Genomic DNA, 16,799 nt, shown 5'->3' with positions numbered 1-16,799 from the left:
CAGTCACAGCAAGGTGCTGTGCTCAGTGGTGAGCTTGAGCAGATGGCAGTCTATCTGCGTGATCTGGCAGAGCGCTTCAATCGTTGAAACCTCTTCCAGCAGAATATTGCCCAGACTGGAAATGATATAAAGCTGTTAACGCTATTTATGACTTGTACCGTCATTAGCAGAAAGCGAGCTGTCTGGGTTCAATGGCATTTGATCGATGCTATGCGGGCAGCCATGCTTCACTCGTTATCCCTTAAAGCTCAGCTGCCTTCACTACACTTGTGCCCAGATGGGAAATAAGGCCAGCTTTAGCTGGATCAGTTATGAGTGCTCCAGGTAAACGAGAGGTTGCAGTCGGGACAATGCAGAAGGCCAAGGGTATACATACATGCAAGCTCATAGGTGCCGCATGCGGGGCAATTCTAAATTGTCATCATGGGGTGCCTCTCTAAATAGAGTTCATAAAAAAAGAAAGTGGCACGTAGTCAGGGACGCAAGCTCAATTAAAAAGATTCAAATAATCTCTTGTAGGACGATGCCGCACCAAGGTTAAATATATCTTGTGCCGCAGTATACCCATGCTGTAGGTGCTCCAAAATCAAAGGTAGCTCCAACTGCCTTTGTGGAGGGCGCTTTTCGAAGCGCCCTTTTTTTTGGCTTTTAAAAATAATGTAACAAGAAATTCATATTTGGCAGCTAAATTGCAATAAAAATTTAACGGATGGTCTTGTTCCGCTCCCAAAGAGAAATCAGACCAAATTAGAAGTATCGCTACTCGGATGAGTAGGATTAAAAAGTGATGTCTAGGAGCACTCAATGAAGTTTCAAGCTGGCCGCTTGGCCATAGCGGTTTCTGCAATCTCTTTGTCTTTAGCGACTGTGGCTCATGCAGCTGAATCTAGCCAGCATGGTTTCATTGAAGATCAAACCCTTACGCTGGGCCTGCGTAACTTTTACATCAATACCGACAACCGCGATGGTACAGCCAATCCTTCCAAGAATGAGGAGTGGGGCCAAGGCTTCATGCTTAACTATGCTTCTGGTTTCACTCAGGGCACAGTAGGCTTTGGTATCGATGCGGTTGGCATGCTTGGTGTACGCCTGGATGGTGGTAGCCGCCAGGGTAAATCCACTGCTGAGCGTCAGCCGAGCGCCAGTGGCAGTTTTCCGCGTGAGACTGACGGCAGCTATGTTGACGAGTTCAGCAGCCTGGGGCTGACAGCTAAAGCGAAGATTTCCCAGACTGAATTGCGTTACGGCACTTTGTCTCCAAAATTGCCAGTTGTGACAATAAACGACGGTCGTCTGCTGCCTCAAACTTTCCAGGGCGGCCAAATCCAGTCTAAAGAGATTCAGAACCTTACCTTTACTGCAGGCCAACTGTCTAAGACTAAGGTCCGTGGTTCCAGCAGCAGCGATAACCTGTCCATTGCTGGCGCCAGCGGGCGTGGCGCTGACACCAACAAGTTCTGGTACGGCGGTGCAGATTACAAGCTGACCAAGGACCTGACGCTTCAGTATTACTACGGCAATCTGCAAGACTTTTACAAGCAGCACTTCCTTGGCCTAGGCCACAGCGTCAAGCTTGGCGAGGGTACCTTCAAAACGGATCTGCGCTATTTTAACAGCAAGGATGATGGTGCTAACGGTAGCGATGCCTTCTACGATACTACTGGCTACTATGGCGGCACAGCGCCTCTGCGCGGTAAAGTGGATAACCAGTTGTATAGCGCGTTGTTCACTTACGTTATTGGTGGACATACCATCGCAGCTGGCTATCAGGGTACTAGCGGTGATAGCGATTTCCCCTTTATCAATACAGGGGAAGGCGCCGCTGCCTATATCAACACTGATGCTCAGATTCAAAAGTTTATCCATGCAGGCGAGGATACCTGGCAGGTCCGCTATTCCTATGACTTCGCTGCACTGGGCGTTCCTGGTTTGAATGCTGGTGTGGTATATCAGCACGGTGACAACATCAAAACTGCTCGCGGTGATTACAGCGAGTGGGAGCGTGATTTCACTCTTACCTATGCCTTCCAGCAGGCTCCGCTCAAAGGTCTGAGCGTTTCCTGGAAGAATGCATCCTTCCGCAGCGAGCTACCGGTCGGTACTACAGCTGGTGTGCCCACTACACGTGATCAGGATGAAAACCGTATCATCCTCAACTATACGCTTTCTCTACTGTAAGCGTTAATAAAAGAAAACCCCGCTTAGGCGGGGTTTTCTTTAACTTTCGTAAAGTTCTCGCTTTGCACATGTCTACTCGCAAAGATTAACTTGCTTCGCTTTTCATGGTTTTGCCAGGCGAATATAGATGTTGGTTGGGCATTAGAGATGAGTGACTGAGCATGGAAGTTGACTAGCTTCAAATGCCAAATAGCTGGATGTTGGCTCAGTGAGATGCTTGCCCAAGGGTTCTTCATTCACAATGCTTTTAATTACAGCCGCATCGAGCACTAACCGGTCCAGAGTCAGATCCGGTCAATAGGCTTCTGGGTATTACATGCTTGTTCTTTGCAAGGACCTTGCGCAGCGGCAAACAATCTGCCTTCATAATCCTAGACAGGGAGCGCCTACAAATCCTGTCCCTAGCTAGGATTAGCGTCAGCATCATTAGCACAGAGCAGTTTTGAGAAGGAGTGCCATCTCCTGAGCTAGGCGTGTACTTTAGAGACTGTTTGGTAAATGCCTCCCAGTAGTTGGGCTGAAAGCTATTAGATCAGATGCGCCCACTCTCGAAATCAATATCAAGTAACTGATCAGGTAGTCTCAAAATTGTCAATTTGAAATGGCGCAGCGGAGATGGGCTGTTAACAATGTCGAAAAGCACCTGACGAAAACGCCTGGGCACCTTCTTGGAAAAAAGCCTAGCGGCCTCGCTTACGGCCTTGTCTGTTGCATGAATTTCGGCAATTAAAGCAAGTGCTACTACTGCATCGCAAAATCGCAATGTCTATTCCTCGGTTTCAAATTTATATTCTAGATGGCGAGAGTCAACTACGCATCAGGTAACCAAGGGTACTGAGTCGCCGAGCAGACCCCTTCAAGAATTAAAAGCTTAACATTAGATTGATATTCTACTTTTTCTCAATGTAGAGCCCCAGGCAACATTATTGTCCTGTTTGGGGCTTAAGGATTCATTAACTAAGCATAGGCGCAGAATAATGGAAGAGTTTGACCAATTTCTATACCTACTGGCGGACGAAATCGTCTACCCGGGGCGTCCAGTTACTTATCTGGCTGTTCTAGGGATGCTCACTATCGCAATAACAGCGTATCAAGAGCTATATGTTGAAAACCGAAAGTAGTGATTGATCTAAGGTACTAGCTTTTGATATGTAAATTTAACTAGGTTAGCTGTTTGTAAAGTTATACGCCTTTTCATTGTGGCTTCTGTTTGGGTTTTTCAGGTGGTTATCATACTTAGACATAGCTTTCCACCTTATCGGTGTTATCTGAATAGTTTTAGGTAGAATACACTTGACGTTAAGCTCGAAAGAAACTAGTACACTTGATATGTTAACGCAGTCATTTTTAAAGAAAGCATTGTAGGTTTGATGTCTAGATGCCTCCATCTAAGCATAAGTAAAATAAAGCGGAGGCTGTAGCAATCTGTCAGGACATTAAATATGTTTCATTGATGTAATAGGAGGATGGGAATCAACGCAGTCTCCTGGCTAACTCACCTACGTGACTGACAAGATCCAACGCCTGGCCAACAGCGCCTTACCGATCCACTACAAGCCTGTCACGCTTCATCCGCCCTGCGCGTTATGGTTCAAGCCCAGGGGCAAGCACTGGATACGGGTGAGCTTTGGTTCAGGCAAAAAAAAGCGCCATCTACTGGCGCTTTTTTAAAGCTAGACTGATTTACGCTTTTTCGAGCCTGCCAATGGTCCTGTGTATACAAACCCATCATTGTCAGAAAACCACTTTGCGTATTCTGCGCCCTTGACCGATACCAGCCTGGCTACTCGGGCATCAGCGCCAACTTTGATAGCTGTGATAGATTGCGCTGCAGCTACTTTAGCATTTTTGTTTCCGGCCTTTTTCATACGTTACTCCTAAGGAGCCATAGGCTTACAGACAGCCTACGCCAGTTGTTCATTTACGTCAAAGTGAAGGCAGACGCTTGGTAAGCAACAGGCATCTGGGCTTAAAACCCTTTCTCTCTCTCGCCTTGTCCGCAGAGTCTAAGTCGTATCCCAATTTACGATACTTAGGAACAAGCGCCTCAACAGGCTTGGATACGTGTACATAGGTTGCCCCTATCGCAGCAGCAAACAGTTCAGCAAATAGAAGCGAAGCAGGAAGAAATTTTTGTCTGAGAGGATGGCTTGGATCAGGACTAGCCTCAATGAAACGAACATTAATACTTATGCGCCTTTTGGAGAAGCGAGCGAGCATAAGCCCACAAAGTGTACCGTTCACGTGGAACGAAACCTCTATACGCTTTGGCTTCTTTTTCTCAGCCTTAAGCACTGCCCTCCAATTCCACAGGGCTTTGCGATTCTGCCAACCATCTACGATTGAAAGAACTTCCTCATCAATTCCACCAAGCTCGATCACTTGGTTGGATAGCTTTTGAAGAGTAGGCTCAATTTGCTGAAAAATCGAGTCGGCTAAATCTGCATACCTTTGCCTAATTTGATTGCTCAATTGGAACCTAGAGAGAGCCAAACACTGATGAGCTATAATACCTTTTATAAATGGGCATATATATCTTTAAGGCGAAAGTTGTTGAGCGAATCTAGCTAATTGGCGCTGCCTCATGACTTCTAAATCATTCCCTGAGCTTCCTGATACCTCGATTGCTACATAGGCCAATGCCTGTATGCGCCAGAACGGTACCTGCATATCCTCGGCAACCCGCTTGCAGGTCTCATCATCGTTAAGCGCTAGCTGGGCAGCTTCCATCAGCTCAGCTACAAGCTTTTCGTCCATTTTTGCAATAGTGTCCTTAATCGACATGCTGTGACTCCTGGTTGGCGCTAGTTTGCGCAGTGCGAAAGGAAAGGTAGGCTTCAAGAAGGCTTTGTGTCTCTTCTCCGGGTGCATGATCGATAAGGTTTTGAAGCTGTTGAATACTTAACTGTTCGAGTGGCGCGCCCTTGAATTAGCCCTGAAGGATCTTTCCCCTGATCTCTCCGGTGCGGCTATTGATCGAGACGCAAACCCAATCCGTCTTTAGAAGGGCAGACTCAGGGGTCGCTCCATGCTTTTTGAGACGTACCAAGACCCGCTCCTGCTTGCGCCGAAGGGGTTCTACATAAGAGATGGATGAACGCCAAAGGTTGGCCAACTCGATCTGTGGTGGGCCTGTAAATATGCTAAAGGATGTACACCTTATATGCTGCTACAGCTCAGTAAGCTTCAAAAGCCGCCTGTCCCACAAAAGCTGATTATTAGCACAGTAACAGTAAGCTTTGCCGTTTACTTTCCACTCCTCCAAAGACATTTTTAATGTTCAATTCGCCAAAAAAAGGGTCGTTTGCCAAGCGGATGTACCTGCCGCGACTGATTGGATCAGGCGTCGGTTTTTGGGCGATAGCTCCGGCTTTGACACCTTTATCAGTACCGGCATGGGTATGGGCACTTTTAGTCTTCAATGCTTACATCTGGCCGCACCTTGCATTTCTTTTGGCGAGCCGCGTTGATGTGCCCTACGTTGTTGAACGACGCAACCTGTTGATCGAGGCTTGCCTGGGTGGATTTTGGGTTGCGGCGATGGGACTTAACGCCTTACCAACCACCATGATGATATCGATGTACTGTATGAACTCTATTGCCGTAGGAGGGCCGAGGTTCCTATGGAGAGGCCTTCTCGCACAGTTCACTGGCTTGATCATTGGCTGGGCAACCTTGGGATTGAAGTTTTTTCCTGAGACGAGTCATCTGCAGGTCTATGCGTGCCTTCCAATGCTAGCTATCTACCCCATGGCTGTTGGTGGGGCTGCCTATCGCCTGGCAGGTAAGCTTGCACGGCATAAGCGCGCCCTAAGAGATGCTGGTCGTCTTGATAGTCTTACCGGTGTTCTTAATCATGGCGCCTGGAAAGAATCACTCGAAGCGGAGTTTGTTGCCTTACAGCAGGGAAACAGAAGCGCAGTACTTGCATTGATTGATATCGACCGCTTCAAGTCCATCAATGATACCCAAGGGCACCTGATCGGCGACGAAGTCATTCGCGTGTTTAGTGACGTGCTAAAAGCAAACTGCCGTGCTTCTGATATTGCAGGAAGAGTTGGAGGAGATGAGTTTGCTGTTCTTTTCAAGGCAGCTGACTGCGTCCAGGCCAGACTGGCGTTGGCTCGGTTACAGCAGTGTTTGCAAAAGGTTTTGGAAGAGCAGAACCATCTTCCTGTCGTTACGCTAAGCATTGGTGTCGCCCCATATGATCAGACTATGACAGATGCCCAGCTATGGCTTAAGTGCAGCGATCAAGCCCTATATCAGGCGAAGCACAATGGACGTGATCAACTCGCTCAGTTCGAGAGGCACAATTAGGGATAGAACTGCGTAAATCTACAAGCTGCACTGTACTGTCAAGCAGTGCTCACACCAGAGCGGTTAGTTTTGCCGTTAAAGGTTTCTAATTTATATTGATGATATCATTACGATATCATTGCTCGACGTCGCCTCTATCAATTGCTCTGAACGTCGAATTTAAATCCGTCAGGTGTACAGCTGCTCCGTCAGCAAGGATTTCAAACGTGTTGTTTTATCTGGGCGCAATGTTCTGTTTGATTGGTGGTGGCTGTATTGCTTTTGATCCAACTGATTCCATGCTGCAGGTTGAGGGGCTCGGTTTGATAGGTATTTCGTTGCTGCTTGTCAGAGAAGGCATCATTGACGTTGACGCAAGCCCACCTGAAGACCATGAGCTCAAGGGTGATTAGATAATGGGTCAGTCCTGGAAAAGTACTTTCGACGTTGCAAGAACAAGGCTCGGATAGCGGTTTAAACACAACACATGAAACCTGTAGAGCCCAGGCTTCAAAGAAAGTCCTTGTCAGCGATGACTCTTATAATCGGCCTTACTACCATGCCGATGGTTACCTTGATTGATTGTATTAGTACTGACCGGTGTAAACCAGGTAGTACATGTAAATGAATCCAGCGGCGATGAACCAAGCAATGACTTCCATGGGCGTAATTGGGAGTTTTGGTTTCTTAGTCATTACTATCAAGCTTTAACAGATGTCCTGCAGTTGGAGCACAGGTAACATTAAAAGTGCTGAGGCAGGCCACTCTTTGCTAAAGAAGCATGGCCTCTTTGTTTGCAGAACTGCGCCTGTCCCGCAATGAATGTAGTTAGGACTTCCGGACTTGCATCCCGGAAGTCCTGTGAGATGCTGGTTGTATCTGGCATCGACATTCAAGGACATCTCATGGCCTTCACGCCCACCTCCGAGCAGGAACCCATCATTGCCTCGAAGGCCAAAAAATTGGTGGTCCGTGCCTATGCTGGTACAGGCAAGACGTCGACACTGGTAGCCTTTGCCAGGGCCAATCCCAGTGAGCAGATGCTTTATCTGGCCTATAACAGGGCCATTCGTGATGAAGCCACCAAGAAGTTTCCCCGTAACGTCACATGCAAAACCACGCACCAGATGGCCTTTACCGGATATGGAAAAGCACTCCAGCACAAGCTCAAGGGGAATCTGCGGCCCGTCGAGGTGGCCCGAGATTTTGAGTGTAACTATCAGGTCGCTGCCGCCGCCATTGCTACCGTTTCCTGTTTCATGAACAGCGCTGATCAATTCATTACGCAGGCGCACTACCGGCGTGCACAAGAGATGAAGTCGAATAAGTCCAAGAAAAAGGACGATCCGCGGCTGGCCAGCGCTGCAATCAAGGTGGCCGAAGCGTTGTGGGAAGCCATGCAGGACCCGTACAGCAAGCAAATTGCGGTGCACGATGTGTATCTGAAGCAGTACCAGCTCTCCCGTCCAGACCTTTCCTCCCAGTACAGCGTGATTCTCTTTGACGAAGGGCAGGACAGCAACGAGCTGACCACCGATATCGTGTTCAGCCAGACCAAGGCGCGTGTCATTACCGTAGGCGACGAACACCAGCAGATCTACCAGTTCCGGGGCGCTATTGATGCCCTGAGCCATCCCCAGCTGCACGACGCCGAGCAGCTGCGGCTAACCAACAGCTTTCGCTTTGGTCCCAATGTTGCGGCCATGGCAAACGTACTCTTACGTTATAAAGGTGAGAATGTACCGCTTGTGGGGCTGGGAGGGGAGGATCGCATTGTGGTCTCGTCCGAGTTCAAGCTAAGCGATTCAAAGCCGCCCTTTGCCTTTATTGCGCGCACGGTGATGGGCGTGATTGAAGCCGCCCTGTTCTTCTCTTCTCGTGGCATGAGCATTGAGTTAGTTGGCGGGTACGATGCCTACGATTTCAAGGGCATCCTGGATGTGTACTGGCTTTCAAAGGACGAACCGCAAAACATCCAGAACAAGCGCCTGCTTGAAGACTATCCAGATTACATTGCCTACCAGATCGTAGCGCAGGAGGCCCGTGACGTTGAGATGCTGCGAGCGGTGAAGGTCGTGGACAGTTACCCCAATCTTCCTGACAACCTTGCCATTCTCAAGAGCCAGCTCGTGAAGGGTAGCCAGCAGGCGCAGATGGTCATAACCACGGCTCACAAGAGCAAGGGGTTGGAGTGGGATCAGGTCTATCTCTGCGACGACTTTCCTGACCTCACTGACGATGAGATTCCCATGCAGGAGATGCTAGGGGAGGTGAACCTGCAATACGTGGCGCTGACGCGGGCCAAGAAGCTGCTGGTGATCACGCCTACACTTTTGAATCTGGTCAAACTGGTCAAGACGGGGCTTCGCCTGACAGACCTGTACCATTCAAAATCACTGAGCGCCTAGGAGAACTTGACATCCTCCCCGCCCTAAAGGACGGGGATTCCCACAGATGGACGCTCATGCCCGAGCGCGAGAATGTTTCTGGCCGCGTTGATATCACGGTCGTGAGCGACACCGCACTCACAGCAGGCCCATTCTCTTATACGCAACCCATTGACGCCTCTTGGCCCCGTCAGGGCGCCGCAAGCCGAACAGGCGCGGGTGGTGTACGCTTCTCGCACTTCCTTAAAAACAATGCCTGCGTGATCGCACTTGTATTCCAGCATTGTTTTCAGCATAGACCAGCCAGCATCCAGTACTGATTTGGCCATCCTGGTTTTGGCGAGCTTTGAAGAGCTTACGTCGCCTACAATGATCGTGCCGTAGCTGTTCACCAGCCGGCGGCTAAACTTGTGTAGAGCATCCTTGCGCCGATTAGCAATCTTGGCATGAATAGCACGTGTTCTGGCCTTGTTTCGACTGCGCTGGGCTATGGCTAATTTAGCCTCCAGATCACGATAGAACCTGCCATTTTCCAGGGTTCTGCCGTCACTGCATGTCGCCAGGTCTTTCAGGCCGAGGTCAATACCCACCGCGCCCTGGCCCATTGATACCGACCCTTCAACATCAACCACGATATTGAAGTACCAGCGCCCGCGCGCGTCTTCACTAAAGCTGCCTGAGCGGAATTTATGCCCTGCCAGGCCGTAGCTATCCCATACTTTGAAATAGTGGCCGTTATGATAGACCTGCCCATTTTTCCAGCTTGCAGCGCCGGTATTTATGGGAATCCAGCCAAGCGAGCGCCGGACGCCAGCCGACTTGCGCCAGTTGAGACGGACCTTTTTAAACTGTTGGCGGCGCGTGACGTATTCAGCGGCAATGCACTGCAAGGTCTGGCTATGCAAACCTAGCTCTTTTGCAGCCCCTTTTGTGTAAGGGTGAAGGTCATAGGCCGATAAGAGTCCCCCGCGCTCACGGATAGAGCGAGCGCTAAGTTCGTTTAGGTAGTTCCAGACAAAATTAACACTACGCGCCATCTGCCGAAGCAAAGGAGCGTGCTTGTCTCGAACTCGAACCTTGAGGGTCCTGATCTGTTTCATGAAAAGAAATATATTTGGTCTATGAGCAAAAATACAGACATTAGAATTGGGAGACACTGCGTCTTTGAGATTCATGCACACTTGGTCTTTGTAACTAAGTATAGAGGGCGTGTTTTTTCAGATGCACACACCTGAAGACACTAGAAAGGTTACTTTGCAAGGTGTGGCACGACTTTAAAGCAGGCCTTGTAGAATTCAATGGAGAGGCTGGCCATGTTCATTTGCTAGTAAAGTACCCACTTAAGATCGCGCTTTCTAGGCTGGTTAATAGCTTGAAGGGAGCTTCTAGTAGGCGCATGAAACAGATATACCCTGAGCTGGCGGCCCCTGCCTATTAGCATAATGCCTTGTGGAGTCCTAGCTATTTTGCAGGCAGTGTTGGAGGTGCGCCGCTCTCGGTAGTAAAGGCATACATTGAGCAGCAGACGAGACCCTTATAGGAAGGCTACGCCTTCCGCGCTATTCATCCCCGCACTAGAAGTACGGGGTTTTTCGCGCATAACTGATAACAGCGCAGCTTGTAAAAGAGGAGCATTTTGGCGCCGTCAACCCAATTATTTATACCCAATCTTGCTACTCCCTACCCGCGCGGGTAGGCAGTACGCCGATTGGGTAGTGCTCTTGCATCGTAGTATCGACATACCGCCACTACGATGCGCACGCCATGAAACGACACGCCTTTGTCCCTGTTCTTTTGCTGGCCAGTGTGATTGCTTCCAACGCTCCGGCCGACACCACCGACCCTCACTCTTTTTGGTCACAAAAGCAGCGTGGCTGGTTCTTTTATGAAGACCCGCCAGAGCCTCCTGAAGAAGCACCGCCACCTCCGCCTCCTGAACCCCAATCCCAGACGGTACAGACCATAACCGAGGCGCCAGCACAGGCTACCCCGGCACCTCCACAAGCCTTTAGTGCTGAGTGGTTCAGAAAGAATCTGCCCAAATACAAGGACGCCGCCTGGGATAACCCGACGGTTGAGAATGTACGAGCCTTCATGATGCTCCAGCGCTACGCCATGGACCGGAGTTCGCAGTTCGCGGACGTCACCCAGCTGGCCGTACAGGGCGATCCACTGCTGGACGAAAACGCCCGCCGTCCCAATGCGACCTACGCGGCTCAGGCACTGGACAAGCAGGCTGGAGAAGCCAAGGCGCAGGTCCTCGGCGAGCTGGCAAAAAGTGTGGGCGTCTTCTACTTCTATGCCTCTGACTGCGACCTGTGCCAGGCGCAGGTCCCTGTGGTGCGCATGCTGGAAAGCCGATTCACGGTTACGCCTATCTCTGTGGATGGCAAGGATCTGCCTGGCAGTCCCTTCCCAACCTTCAAGCCAGACAAGGGGCATGCCAAGTTGCTAGGGGTGCAGCGTCTGCCTGCCATCTATCTGGCCCACCCAAACGGCCAGTTTGCCCCCATTGCTCAAGGAGCGCTCGCACTTGGCGAGATCGAGCAACGTATCACGCTGGCAGCGGCGAGTAAGGGATGGATCGACCAGCGCGCTCTTAACCGCACTCGGCCCTTGCGCAACCTTGATGACAACCTCAGTGAGCTGCTTCCGGCGGGCCTCGTCGAGGGTGATGAGAACGGCTTTATCCCACCGGCTGAATTGCTTCAGCACATTGATCAATCCCTCGGTAGCGCCCATGCGGGCGAAGGAGAACTCCCATGAATAAATGGTTCTCACCAGCAGCGCTGGCCCTGTCGATCTCGCTTGCCTCTCTCCTGCCATGCGCAGCTCAAGCTGGCGGGCTGCAGGACCAGATGGACAACCTCTTCAATTCGATGAGCAATGCCACGGATCCTGGCGTGTTTGAAACGCAAAATCGGGGTGCGATTGCAGGAGGGCGGTTTATCTCCAAGAACCCCACGATGAACGTCAACTTTGCCAACCTTGAGATTCCGAGCTGGAAGGCAGGGTGTGGTGGGGTTGATCTGTTTGGTGGGTCATTCTCCTTCATCAATGCTGATCAGTTCGTGCAGCTCTTGCGCAGCGTTGCGGCCAATGCCACCGGTTACGCCTTCCAGCTTGCGCTCTCAAATGTGTTCCCTGACGGTGCAGAACTCCTGTCAGAGTTGCAGGCCCGCATACAAAGCCTGAACCAGATGATGGGTAACTCGTGCCAGCTGGCACAAGGCGTGGTCAACGACTCGGTTGGGGCCATGGGCTACAAGATGGATAACGATGTCCGTACCAGCGCCACCATTACAGGAACAATGACGGATTTCTTTGCTTCGCTTAGTGAATCTGATGGCACCAGTGCACGCGCCTCGCTCAAGCAAGCCAATCCGGACGAGTACCGTAAAAAGATGGGCAACATCGTCTGGAAGGAACTCAAGAACAATCGGGTCGACCTCTGGTTTTCCACGGCCTCAAGTGGCAGTGGCGGGAGTGGCGGATCGCTTGATCAGGCGCTGCTTGAAGCTTTCATGTCCATGACCGGCACCGTAATCGTAGGGGAGGGAAGCGATGACGACTCCAATATTGCCAAGACCCTGCCCGGTAATCTGGTCACCCTGCAAGACCTTATCGAAGGTGGGACCGTCAAGGTCTATGACTGCGGCTCGGACGTCGATAATTGCGCCATGGATGGTAACAGCCCTACCAAGACGGTAACGCTGACCGGACTGAGAACCAAGATCAATGAGGCTTTCCTGGGTAATGACTCAACCTCTATCGGCTTGATCCAGAAATATGGCCTGGGCGGTGAAGGGGTAACGGCTACGACGCAGGAGCAGGCAGTGTCGGCCAGCATTGGCATTACTGGCGGCCTGATCAACCGCATGGCGGTCAGCAGCCCTGAAGCTGCGCGCAGCTTTGTGAGTGATGTATCCGGGGCCATGGCACTTGGCATGCTGGAAAGAACGGCCCGGCAGATGATCACGGCCTCTCAGGCAGCCCTGGCGACGAGCCAGAATTCCTACGCCAACCTTGCGCACCAGCGGCTGAGCGAATCGCTCAGGACACTTGACTCAGAGGCACAGTCCCTGCGCGGCCAGTACGGCAACCTGAGCGACATAGTGGCCAAGGCAACAGCCAATCAGGAAGTCGTGGAAAAGAATCGCTACATGCTTGAAGCGCAGCTCACCAAGACTGGCGGGGGGATGAAGTAATGGAATTCGATATCTATTCGATTGGGGAAAGTGCCTTTCTGGAGCAGGTGCTTAATGCCGTTGCCATGATTACCGGTGAGGACAGCTTTCGGGATGCAGTAGCCATTGGCATGTTACTGGGCGTGTTACTGACGGCGTGGCAGCTCCTGACCGGAGGCGGCAAGGGGGGCGTCGATATCTCGCAGATTGTTGTGTGTCTCATCCTTTACATGTGCATGTTTGTACCCCGCGCGACCGTCGTTATTGAGGATGCCTATACCGGCGCCGTCAGGCCCGTGGATAACGTACCTGTTGGTGTTGCGGCGGTGGGGTCGATGCTATCGAGCGTAGGCTACGGGCTGACACGGCTGTTTGAGCAGGGCTATGCACCGGTGGTACCCGGCATCACTGAAACCCAGTTCGCCGATGCGCTGAAGATCCTCAATGATGTTCGCCGGCGCGCGGGCGAGCCCAAGGTGTTTCAGGCCATCAATGTGGCCCTGGGCGATGGATCGATGAGCAACCTGCAAAACGGTACAGCGGGGGGATCGATCGATTTCCGTCGCTCCTGGTACAACTACATAAAGGAATGCAGCCTCAAGAACATCGACCTGCATCGGGTATCACTCGATACGATGATGAATCACTCGATGATCGAAGCCCTGCAGTTTCGTTCATCCATTCACCGTACTCTGCTCTATATGGACACCAGCAATCCATATGGGACCAATATGACCTGTTCGGATGCCTATACGCTGCTGGTGGCGCGGACCAACGAGGCCTTTTCGACGCCTACTGTCAAGAATGCCATTGCCGAGTCCGCGGGCATAAAGCTCTTTGAGGATGATGATCTCTATACCCGTCTGAATACGGGCGTCAGTGCACTTTCTACGGCTGGTGCGGCGGCCGTAGAGGCCCAGAAGTATGTGATGGCCTCTGTGCTGGATACGGTGTATGCCGAAGCCGCGCAAGGTCGCTATACGGATATGCGAGACTTCTCCAGTGCGGCCATGGTCAGCCAGGCCATACAGCAGCGAAACACCCAGTGGGCCTCAGAGCAGACGATGTTCCTGAGTACAGTCAGACCCATGCTGGCGCTGATAGAAGGGTTTGTTTACGCCGTTACCCCATTGATGGGCTTTTTGATCGTCATGGGTGCGTTTGGCATCAAGCTGGTAGGCAAATATATTCAGATGCTGATCTGGATACAGCTGTGGATGCCGGTGTTGGCGATAATCAATCTGTATCTCTATATGGCAGCAAGTGCGGAGCTGGCCGCCGATGCAGGGGCTACAAGTGGTGTTGCAGTTGCCCTTGATTCCTTTTATGGGCTCTACCGGTCAGATGAGATCCTGGCCAACTGGCTGGCCACCGGAGGGATGCTGGCCGCAGCCACACCTGTGCTGACATTGATGCTGGTTACAGGGTCGACCTATGCCTGGGCATCACTGGCGCAGCGCATGAATGGTGCAGACCATATCAATGAGAAGATTGCGACGCCCGATGCAATCAGTAATGGCCCGGCCCTGAATAACCTGGCCATGAACAGCAACACGAACGTAGGTGGGACGGCAGGAACCGGCGCCGACAGCCTGCTTCCGAACTTCAGCTTCAATTCAATACTCGGAAGTGCCGCTTCATCGTCTGAACGCTTTGCAGAGGGCAAGCGTGAGCAGTTCTCTCGGACACTTTCAAACTCGCTAACGGACAACGTATCGCAACAGCAAACCTACGCGTTAGCCGAGCAGTTCGGCCGGCAAATCAGTAATCGCGAAGATCAGTCATCACAGGCTGTGATGAGCGCTGCCACTAGCTATGTCCGTGATCATGGGTTAGGTGCAGAGCATGTGAATGCTGTGGCTGGCGCTATGGTTGCGACTATGGGAGGGCAGGCTAGGCTCGATCTAAGTTTGCCAAAGGGCGGCAAACAAGCTGGTAAGTCTCAGGAGAATGATACAAAGGCTGATGGAAGCGGAGGAGTTGGAGGCGGAGTTACTATTCAGGGGAGTCAGACTAGCTCTGAGTCTAACTCGGTCAAGTATAACGAGGCTGAAGGTATGAAGTACCTGCAAAATGCAGGTTATACGCAAACACAAGGCGCAACCCTAAGCGACTCCCTTGCTCATGATATCAAGAGCATGAACACCAAAACGCTTTCCAATATCCTGGGCGAGGAGCGGGCCAGTCAGCTACAAAGCTTAGCGTCGGAGTCAATAGATGCCAGTCGGGATTACGCGAAGACGTCCTCTCTTTCACAGAGTTTTGCCTCAACAACAGGCCTCACGCTTAACGATATTTCCAATACGGTTGCGAACAACAAGGATGCCTTCGGATCCCTGCATAGTTTTGTTCGTGACTACGCGGACAGAGACGTTAAGCGCCACATCAATGAGCTCAAGAACAGCTATACCGATATGGACAACCCGTATCGTATGGATGAGAAAAAGGCTTTCGTAGCCGCAGCCATTGCAGTAATGGGGGAGAGAAACAACTTCAAGGATGAAGGCAAGTACTACGACTCTGTTGGTGTAGTAGGAGATGTGATTGGTAAGGCGCTGGGAAGAAATATGCAGAGTTCTCCAGAAGCGTCATACAGCCGTAATTCCGATCTAGAAGACAAGTCTGCGAATATCGCTCAAGGCGTCAGGGACGATGCGGAAAACATCCAAGCACCTCGTGCGGTCAATAGAGATGACGTTCAGCGTGGATCTTCGACATCCGCACATGTTCCCCCTGTTATGCAGAACATGTCGAGTAATGGCCCAGTAGGTGAAGCTTTTGAGCGCGCAAGTCAAAAAACAGAAGTGCAAGCTTCTGCCTGGGGCACGAAAGTCCAGACCGATCAGATCAACAGCGTCTTTGATTCCGTCATAAATGCGCCCAAGGGATCTAGTGCGTATAGCAATGCTGGGCTGGGTCAGACCGCTGAAGGCGCGTTGCTTTCAACGAGTGTAGGCGCTTCGGTCGCTGGAGCCCAAAGCTGGGGATACGAGAAAGCAGCCGAGTTTACGAGGAAGATTTCTGGCTGGGATGACGAGAAACTGGCCGAATTCAAAGCGGCCAGCGAGCGAGGTGAGGATCTTTCAAGATTCGAAGTAAGCGATGGGCCTGTCTCTGGTGCGCTCAGATCTGTCATGGGAGCTGTAGTGGGAGGTTTCCTGGGCGATGAGGTGACTGAAAACATGACCAATGAGCAGGCCTCGGCGGTATATTTTGGACAAATGTCTGCAGCAATGCAGGGCAAGAGCGAAAGAGTATCCCAAGAGGGTCTTGCACGCTCTGGAGAACAGATGGCTGAACGTAAGCGGGAAGAGGCGTTACGTCTCGGTCACACCGAAGCGATGGCTGAGTTTTATGGATCGCAATTCACGGCAGAAAACCAAGTTCGAACCGTAGCCAAGCAGGTTGCAGATATACCAGCAAATGGAATCTCGTTCTTTACTGGACTAGCCGTTGATGTAGCTGACGCCGTACATATCGATGATTCTCGGCAAGCGCTTATCAATCAGGACCTTGAAAAAACCGCTCACCGACTAGGATACAAGAGCTTTGCCGACATGCCTGCAGAGGAACAACAGAGCAAGCGTATGGGAATGGAAAAAGCGTATGAGCATATTGAGTTCGCCGCTCGAAACCCTGAGCTCGAGCGCAGTGAACTTCAATATGGAAGTCGTATAGGCGCTGTGATCAACGGCAAGGATATAGTTGGTAAGGAATAACAGAAGTAGAAAAAGCCCGCATATGCGGG

12 protein-coding genes and 2 pseudogenes are annotated in these 16,799 nt (G+C 51.2%); 10 read left to right on the top strand and 4 right to left on the bottom strand.

The annotated features are described in order from the left end of the window. Nucleotides 1–804: 804 nt before the first annotated feature. Together GM154_RS24675 and GM154_RS24670 are read left to right on the top strand one after the other, a co-directional pair. Nucleotides 805–2,178, top strand: a complete 1,374-nt coding sequence (locus tag GM154_RS24675; RefSeq protein WP_219654003.1) for an OprD family porin — start codon at nucleotides 805–807, stop codon at nucleotides 2,176–2,178. 1,503 nt (nucleotides 2,179–3,681) lie between these two features. Further along, nucleotides 3,682–3,849 (top strand): hypothetical protein, encoded by a 168-nt coding sequence (locus tag GM154_RS24670; protein ID WP_219654001.1) that lies wholly within the window; start codon nucleotides 3,682–3,684, stop codon nucleotides 3,847–3,849. A gap of 2 nt (nucleotides 3,850–3,851) precedes the next feature. Here GM154_RS24670 and GM154_RS24665 read toward each other — a convergent pair whose 3' ends face one another. From GM154_RS24665 to GM154_RS24655, 3 genes are all read right to left on the bottom strand, one after another. Then, nucleotides 3,852–4,046, bottom strand: a complete 195-nt coding sequence (locus tag GM154_RS24665) for a hypothetical protein (RefSeq protein WP_219653997.1) — start codon at nucleotides 4,044–4,046, stop codon at nucleotides 3,852–3,854. Between the two features lie 58 nt (nucleotides 4,047–4,104). Further along, nucleotides 4,105–4,650, bottom strand: coding sequence for a hypothetical protein (locus GM154_RS24660; RefSeq protein ID WP_219653993.1), 546 nt, complete (start codon nucleotides 4,648–4,650; stop codon nucleotides 4,105–4,107). Between the two features lie 66 nt (nucleotides 4,651–4,716). Beyond that, nucleotides 4,717–4,962, bottom strand: a complete 246-nt coding sequence (locus tag GM154_RS24655) for a hypothetical protein (protein WP_219653990.1) — start codon at nucleotides 4,960–4,962, stop codon at nucleotides 4,717–4,719. 492 nt (nucleotides 4,963–5,454) lie between these two features. On the opposite strand from GM154_RS24655, the pseudogene GM154_RS25785 reads away from it, so the two are divergent. The 4 genes and pseudogenes from GM154_RS25785 to GM154_RS24640 form a co-directional block, all read left to right on the top strand. Beyond that, nucleotides 5,455–5,742: pseudogene (locus GM154_RS25785) on the top strand (MASE2 domain-containing protein); the annotation flags it as partial. Nucleotides 5,743–5,832: 90 nt separating this feature from the next. Further along, the gene (locus GM154_RS25780; protein WP_258020042.1) at nucleotides 5,833–6,498 is read left to right on the top strand and encodes a GGDEF domain-containing protein; all 666 of its coding nucleotides are present in this window, start codon (nucleotides 5,833–5,835) and stop codon (nucleotides 6,496–6,498) included. A gap of 206 nt (nucleotides 6,499–6,704) precedes the next feature. Beyond that, on the top strand, nucleotides 6,705–6,890 hold the full coding sequence (locus GM154_RS24645; protein ID WP_219653982.1) for a hypothetical protein: 186 nt from the start codon (nucleotides 6,705–6,707) through the stop codon (nucleotides 6,888–6,890). 492 nt (nucleotides 6,891–7,382) lie between these two features. Further along, complete coding sequence (locus tag GM154_RS24640) at nucleotides 7,383–8,885, top strand: 3'-5' exonuclease (RefSeq protein WP_219653979.1); 1,503 nt, start codon at nucleotides 7,383–7,385, stop codon at nucleotides 8,883–8,885. 23 nt (nucleotides 8,886–8,908) lie between these two features. Here the strand turns inward: GM154_RS24640 and GM154_RS24635 are convergent, their stop codons facing one another. After that, nucleotides 8,909–10,039, bottom strand: coding sequence for a transposase (locus GM154_RS24635; RefSeq protein WP_258020040.1), 1,131 nt, complete (start codon nucleotides 10,037–10,039; stop codon nucleotides 8,909–8,911). Here GM154_RS24635 and tnpA point away from each other — a divergent pair. The 4 genes and pseudogenes from tnpA (at nucleotide 9,986) to GM154_RS24615 (ending at nucleotide 16,770) form a co-directional block, all read left to right on the top strand. After that, a pseudogene (gene tnpA, locus GM154_RS24630) lies at nucleotides 9,986–10,404 on the top strand (IS200/IS605 family transposase). The gene GM154_RS24635 and the pseudogene tnpA sit on opposite strands and share 54 nt — an antisense overlap. Before the next feature lie 224 nt (nucleotides 10,405–10,628). Continuing rightward, nucleotides 10,629–11,630 (top strand): conjugal transfer protein TraF, encoded by a 1,002-nt coding sequence (traF, locus tag GM154_RS24625; RefSeq protein WP_219653976.1) that lies wholly within the window; start codon nucleotides 10,629–10,631, stop codon nucleotides 11,628–11,630. Beyond that, nucleotides 11,627–13,072, top strand: a complete 1,446-nt coding sequence (locus GM154_RS24620) for a conjugal transfer protein TraH (RefSeq protein WP_073450610.1) — start codon at nucleotides 11,627–11,629, stop codon at nucleotides 13,070–13,072. The genes traF and GM154_RS24620 overlap by 4 nt, the downstream gene beginning before the upstream one ends. Beyond that, nucleotides 13,072–16,770 (top strand): conjugal transfer protein TraG N-terminal domain-containing protein, encoded by a 3,699-nt coding sequence (locus GM154_RS24615; protein ID WP_219653960.1) that lies wholly within the window; start codon nucleotides 13,072–13,074, stop codon nucleotides 16,768–16,770. Before GM154_RS24620 ends, GM154_RS24615 begins: the two co-directional genes overlap by 1 nt. The last annotated feature ends 29 nt before the right edge of the window (nucleotides 16,771–16,799 follow it).

Source organism: Pseudomonas sp. MAG002Y (genome assembly GCF_019400845.1).
GTDB lineage: Bacteria > Pseudomonadota > Gammaproteobacteria > Pseudomonadales > Pseudomonadaceae > Chryseomonas > Chryseomonas luteola.
The sequence above is the reverse complement of the archived record's forward strand: the minus strand, read 5'-3'. Positions and strand labels throughout refer to the sequence as shown.

What these genes read in the sequence shown, in the direction of transcription:
- GM154_RS24615 (WP_219653960.1), top strand. Translation starts at nt 13,072, where the DNA reads ATGGAATTCGATATCTATTCGATTGGGGAAAGTGCCTTTCTGGAGCAG.
- GM154_RS24665 (WP_219653997.1), bottom strand. Translation starts at nt 4,046, where the DNA reads ATGAAAAAGGCCGGAAACAAAAATGCTAAAGTAGCTGCAGCGCAATCT.
- GM154_RS24635 (WP_258020040.1), bottom strand. Translation starts at nt 10,039, where the DNA reads ATGAATCTCAAAGACGCAGTGTCTCCCAATTCTAATGTCTGTATTTTT.
- GM154_RS24620 (WP_073450610.1), top strand. Translation starts at nt 11,627, where the DNA reads ATGAATAAATGGTTCTCACCAGCAGCGCTGGCCCTGTCGATCTCGCTT.
- traF (WP_219653976.1), top strand. Translation starts at nt 10,629, where the DNA reads ATGAAACGACACGCCTTTGTCCCTGTTCTTTTGCTGGCCAGTGTGATT.
- GM154_RS24675 (WP_219654003.1), top strand. Translation starts at nt 805, where the DNA reads ATGAAGTTTCAAGCTGGCCGCTTGGCCATAGCGGTTTCTGCAATCTCT.
- GM154_RS24655 (WP_219653990.1), bottom strand. Translation starts at nt 4,962, where the DNA reads ATGTCGATTAAGGACACTATTGCAAAAATGGACGAAAAGCTTGTAGCT.
- GM154_RS24640 (WP_219653979.1), top strand. Translation starts at nt 7,383, where the DNA reads ATGGCCTTCACGCCCACCTCCGAGCAGGAACCCATCATTGCCTCGAAG.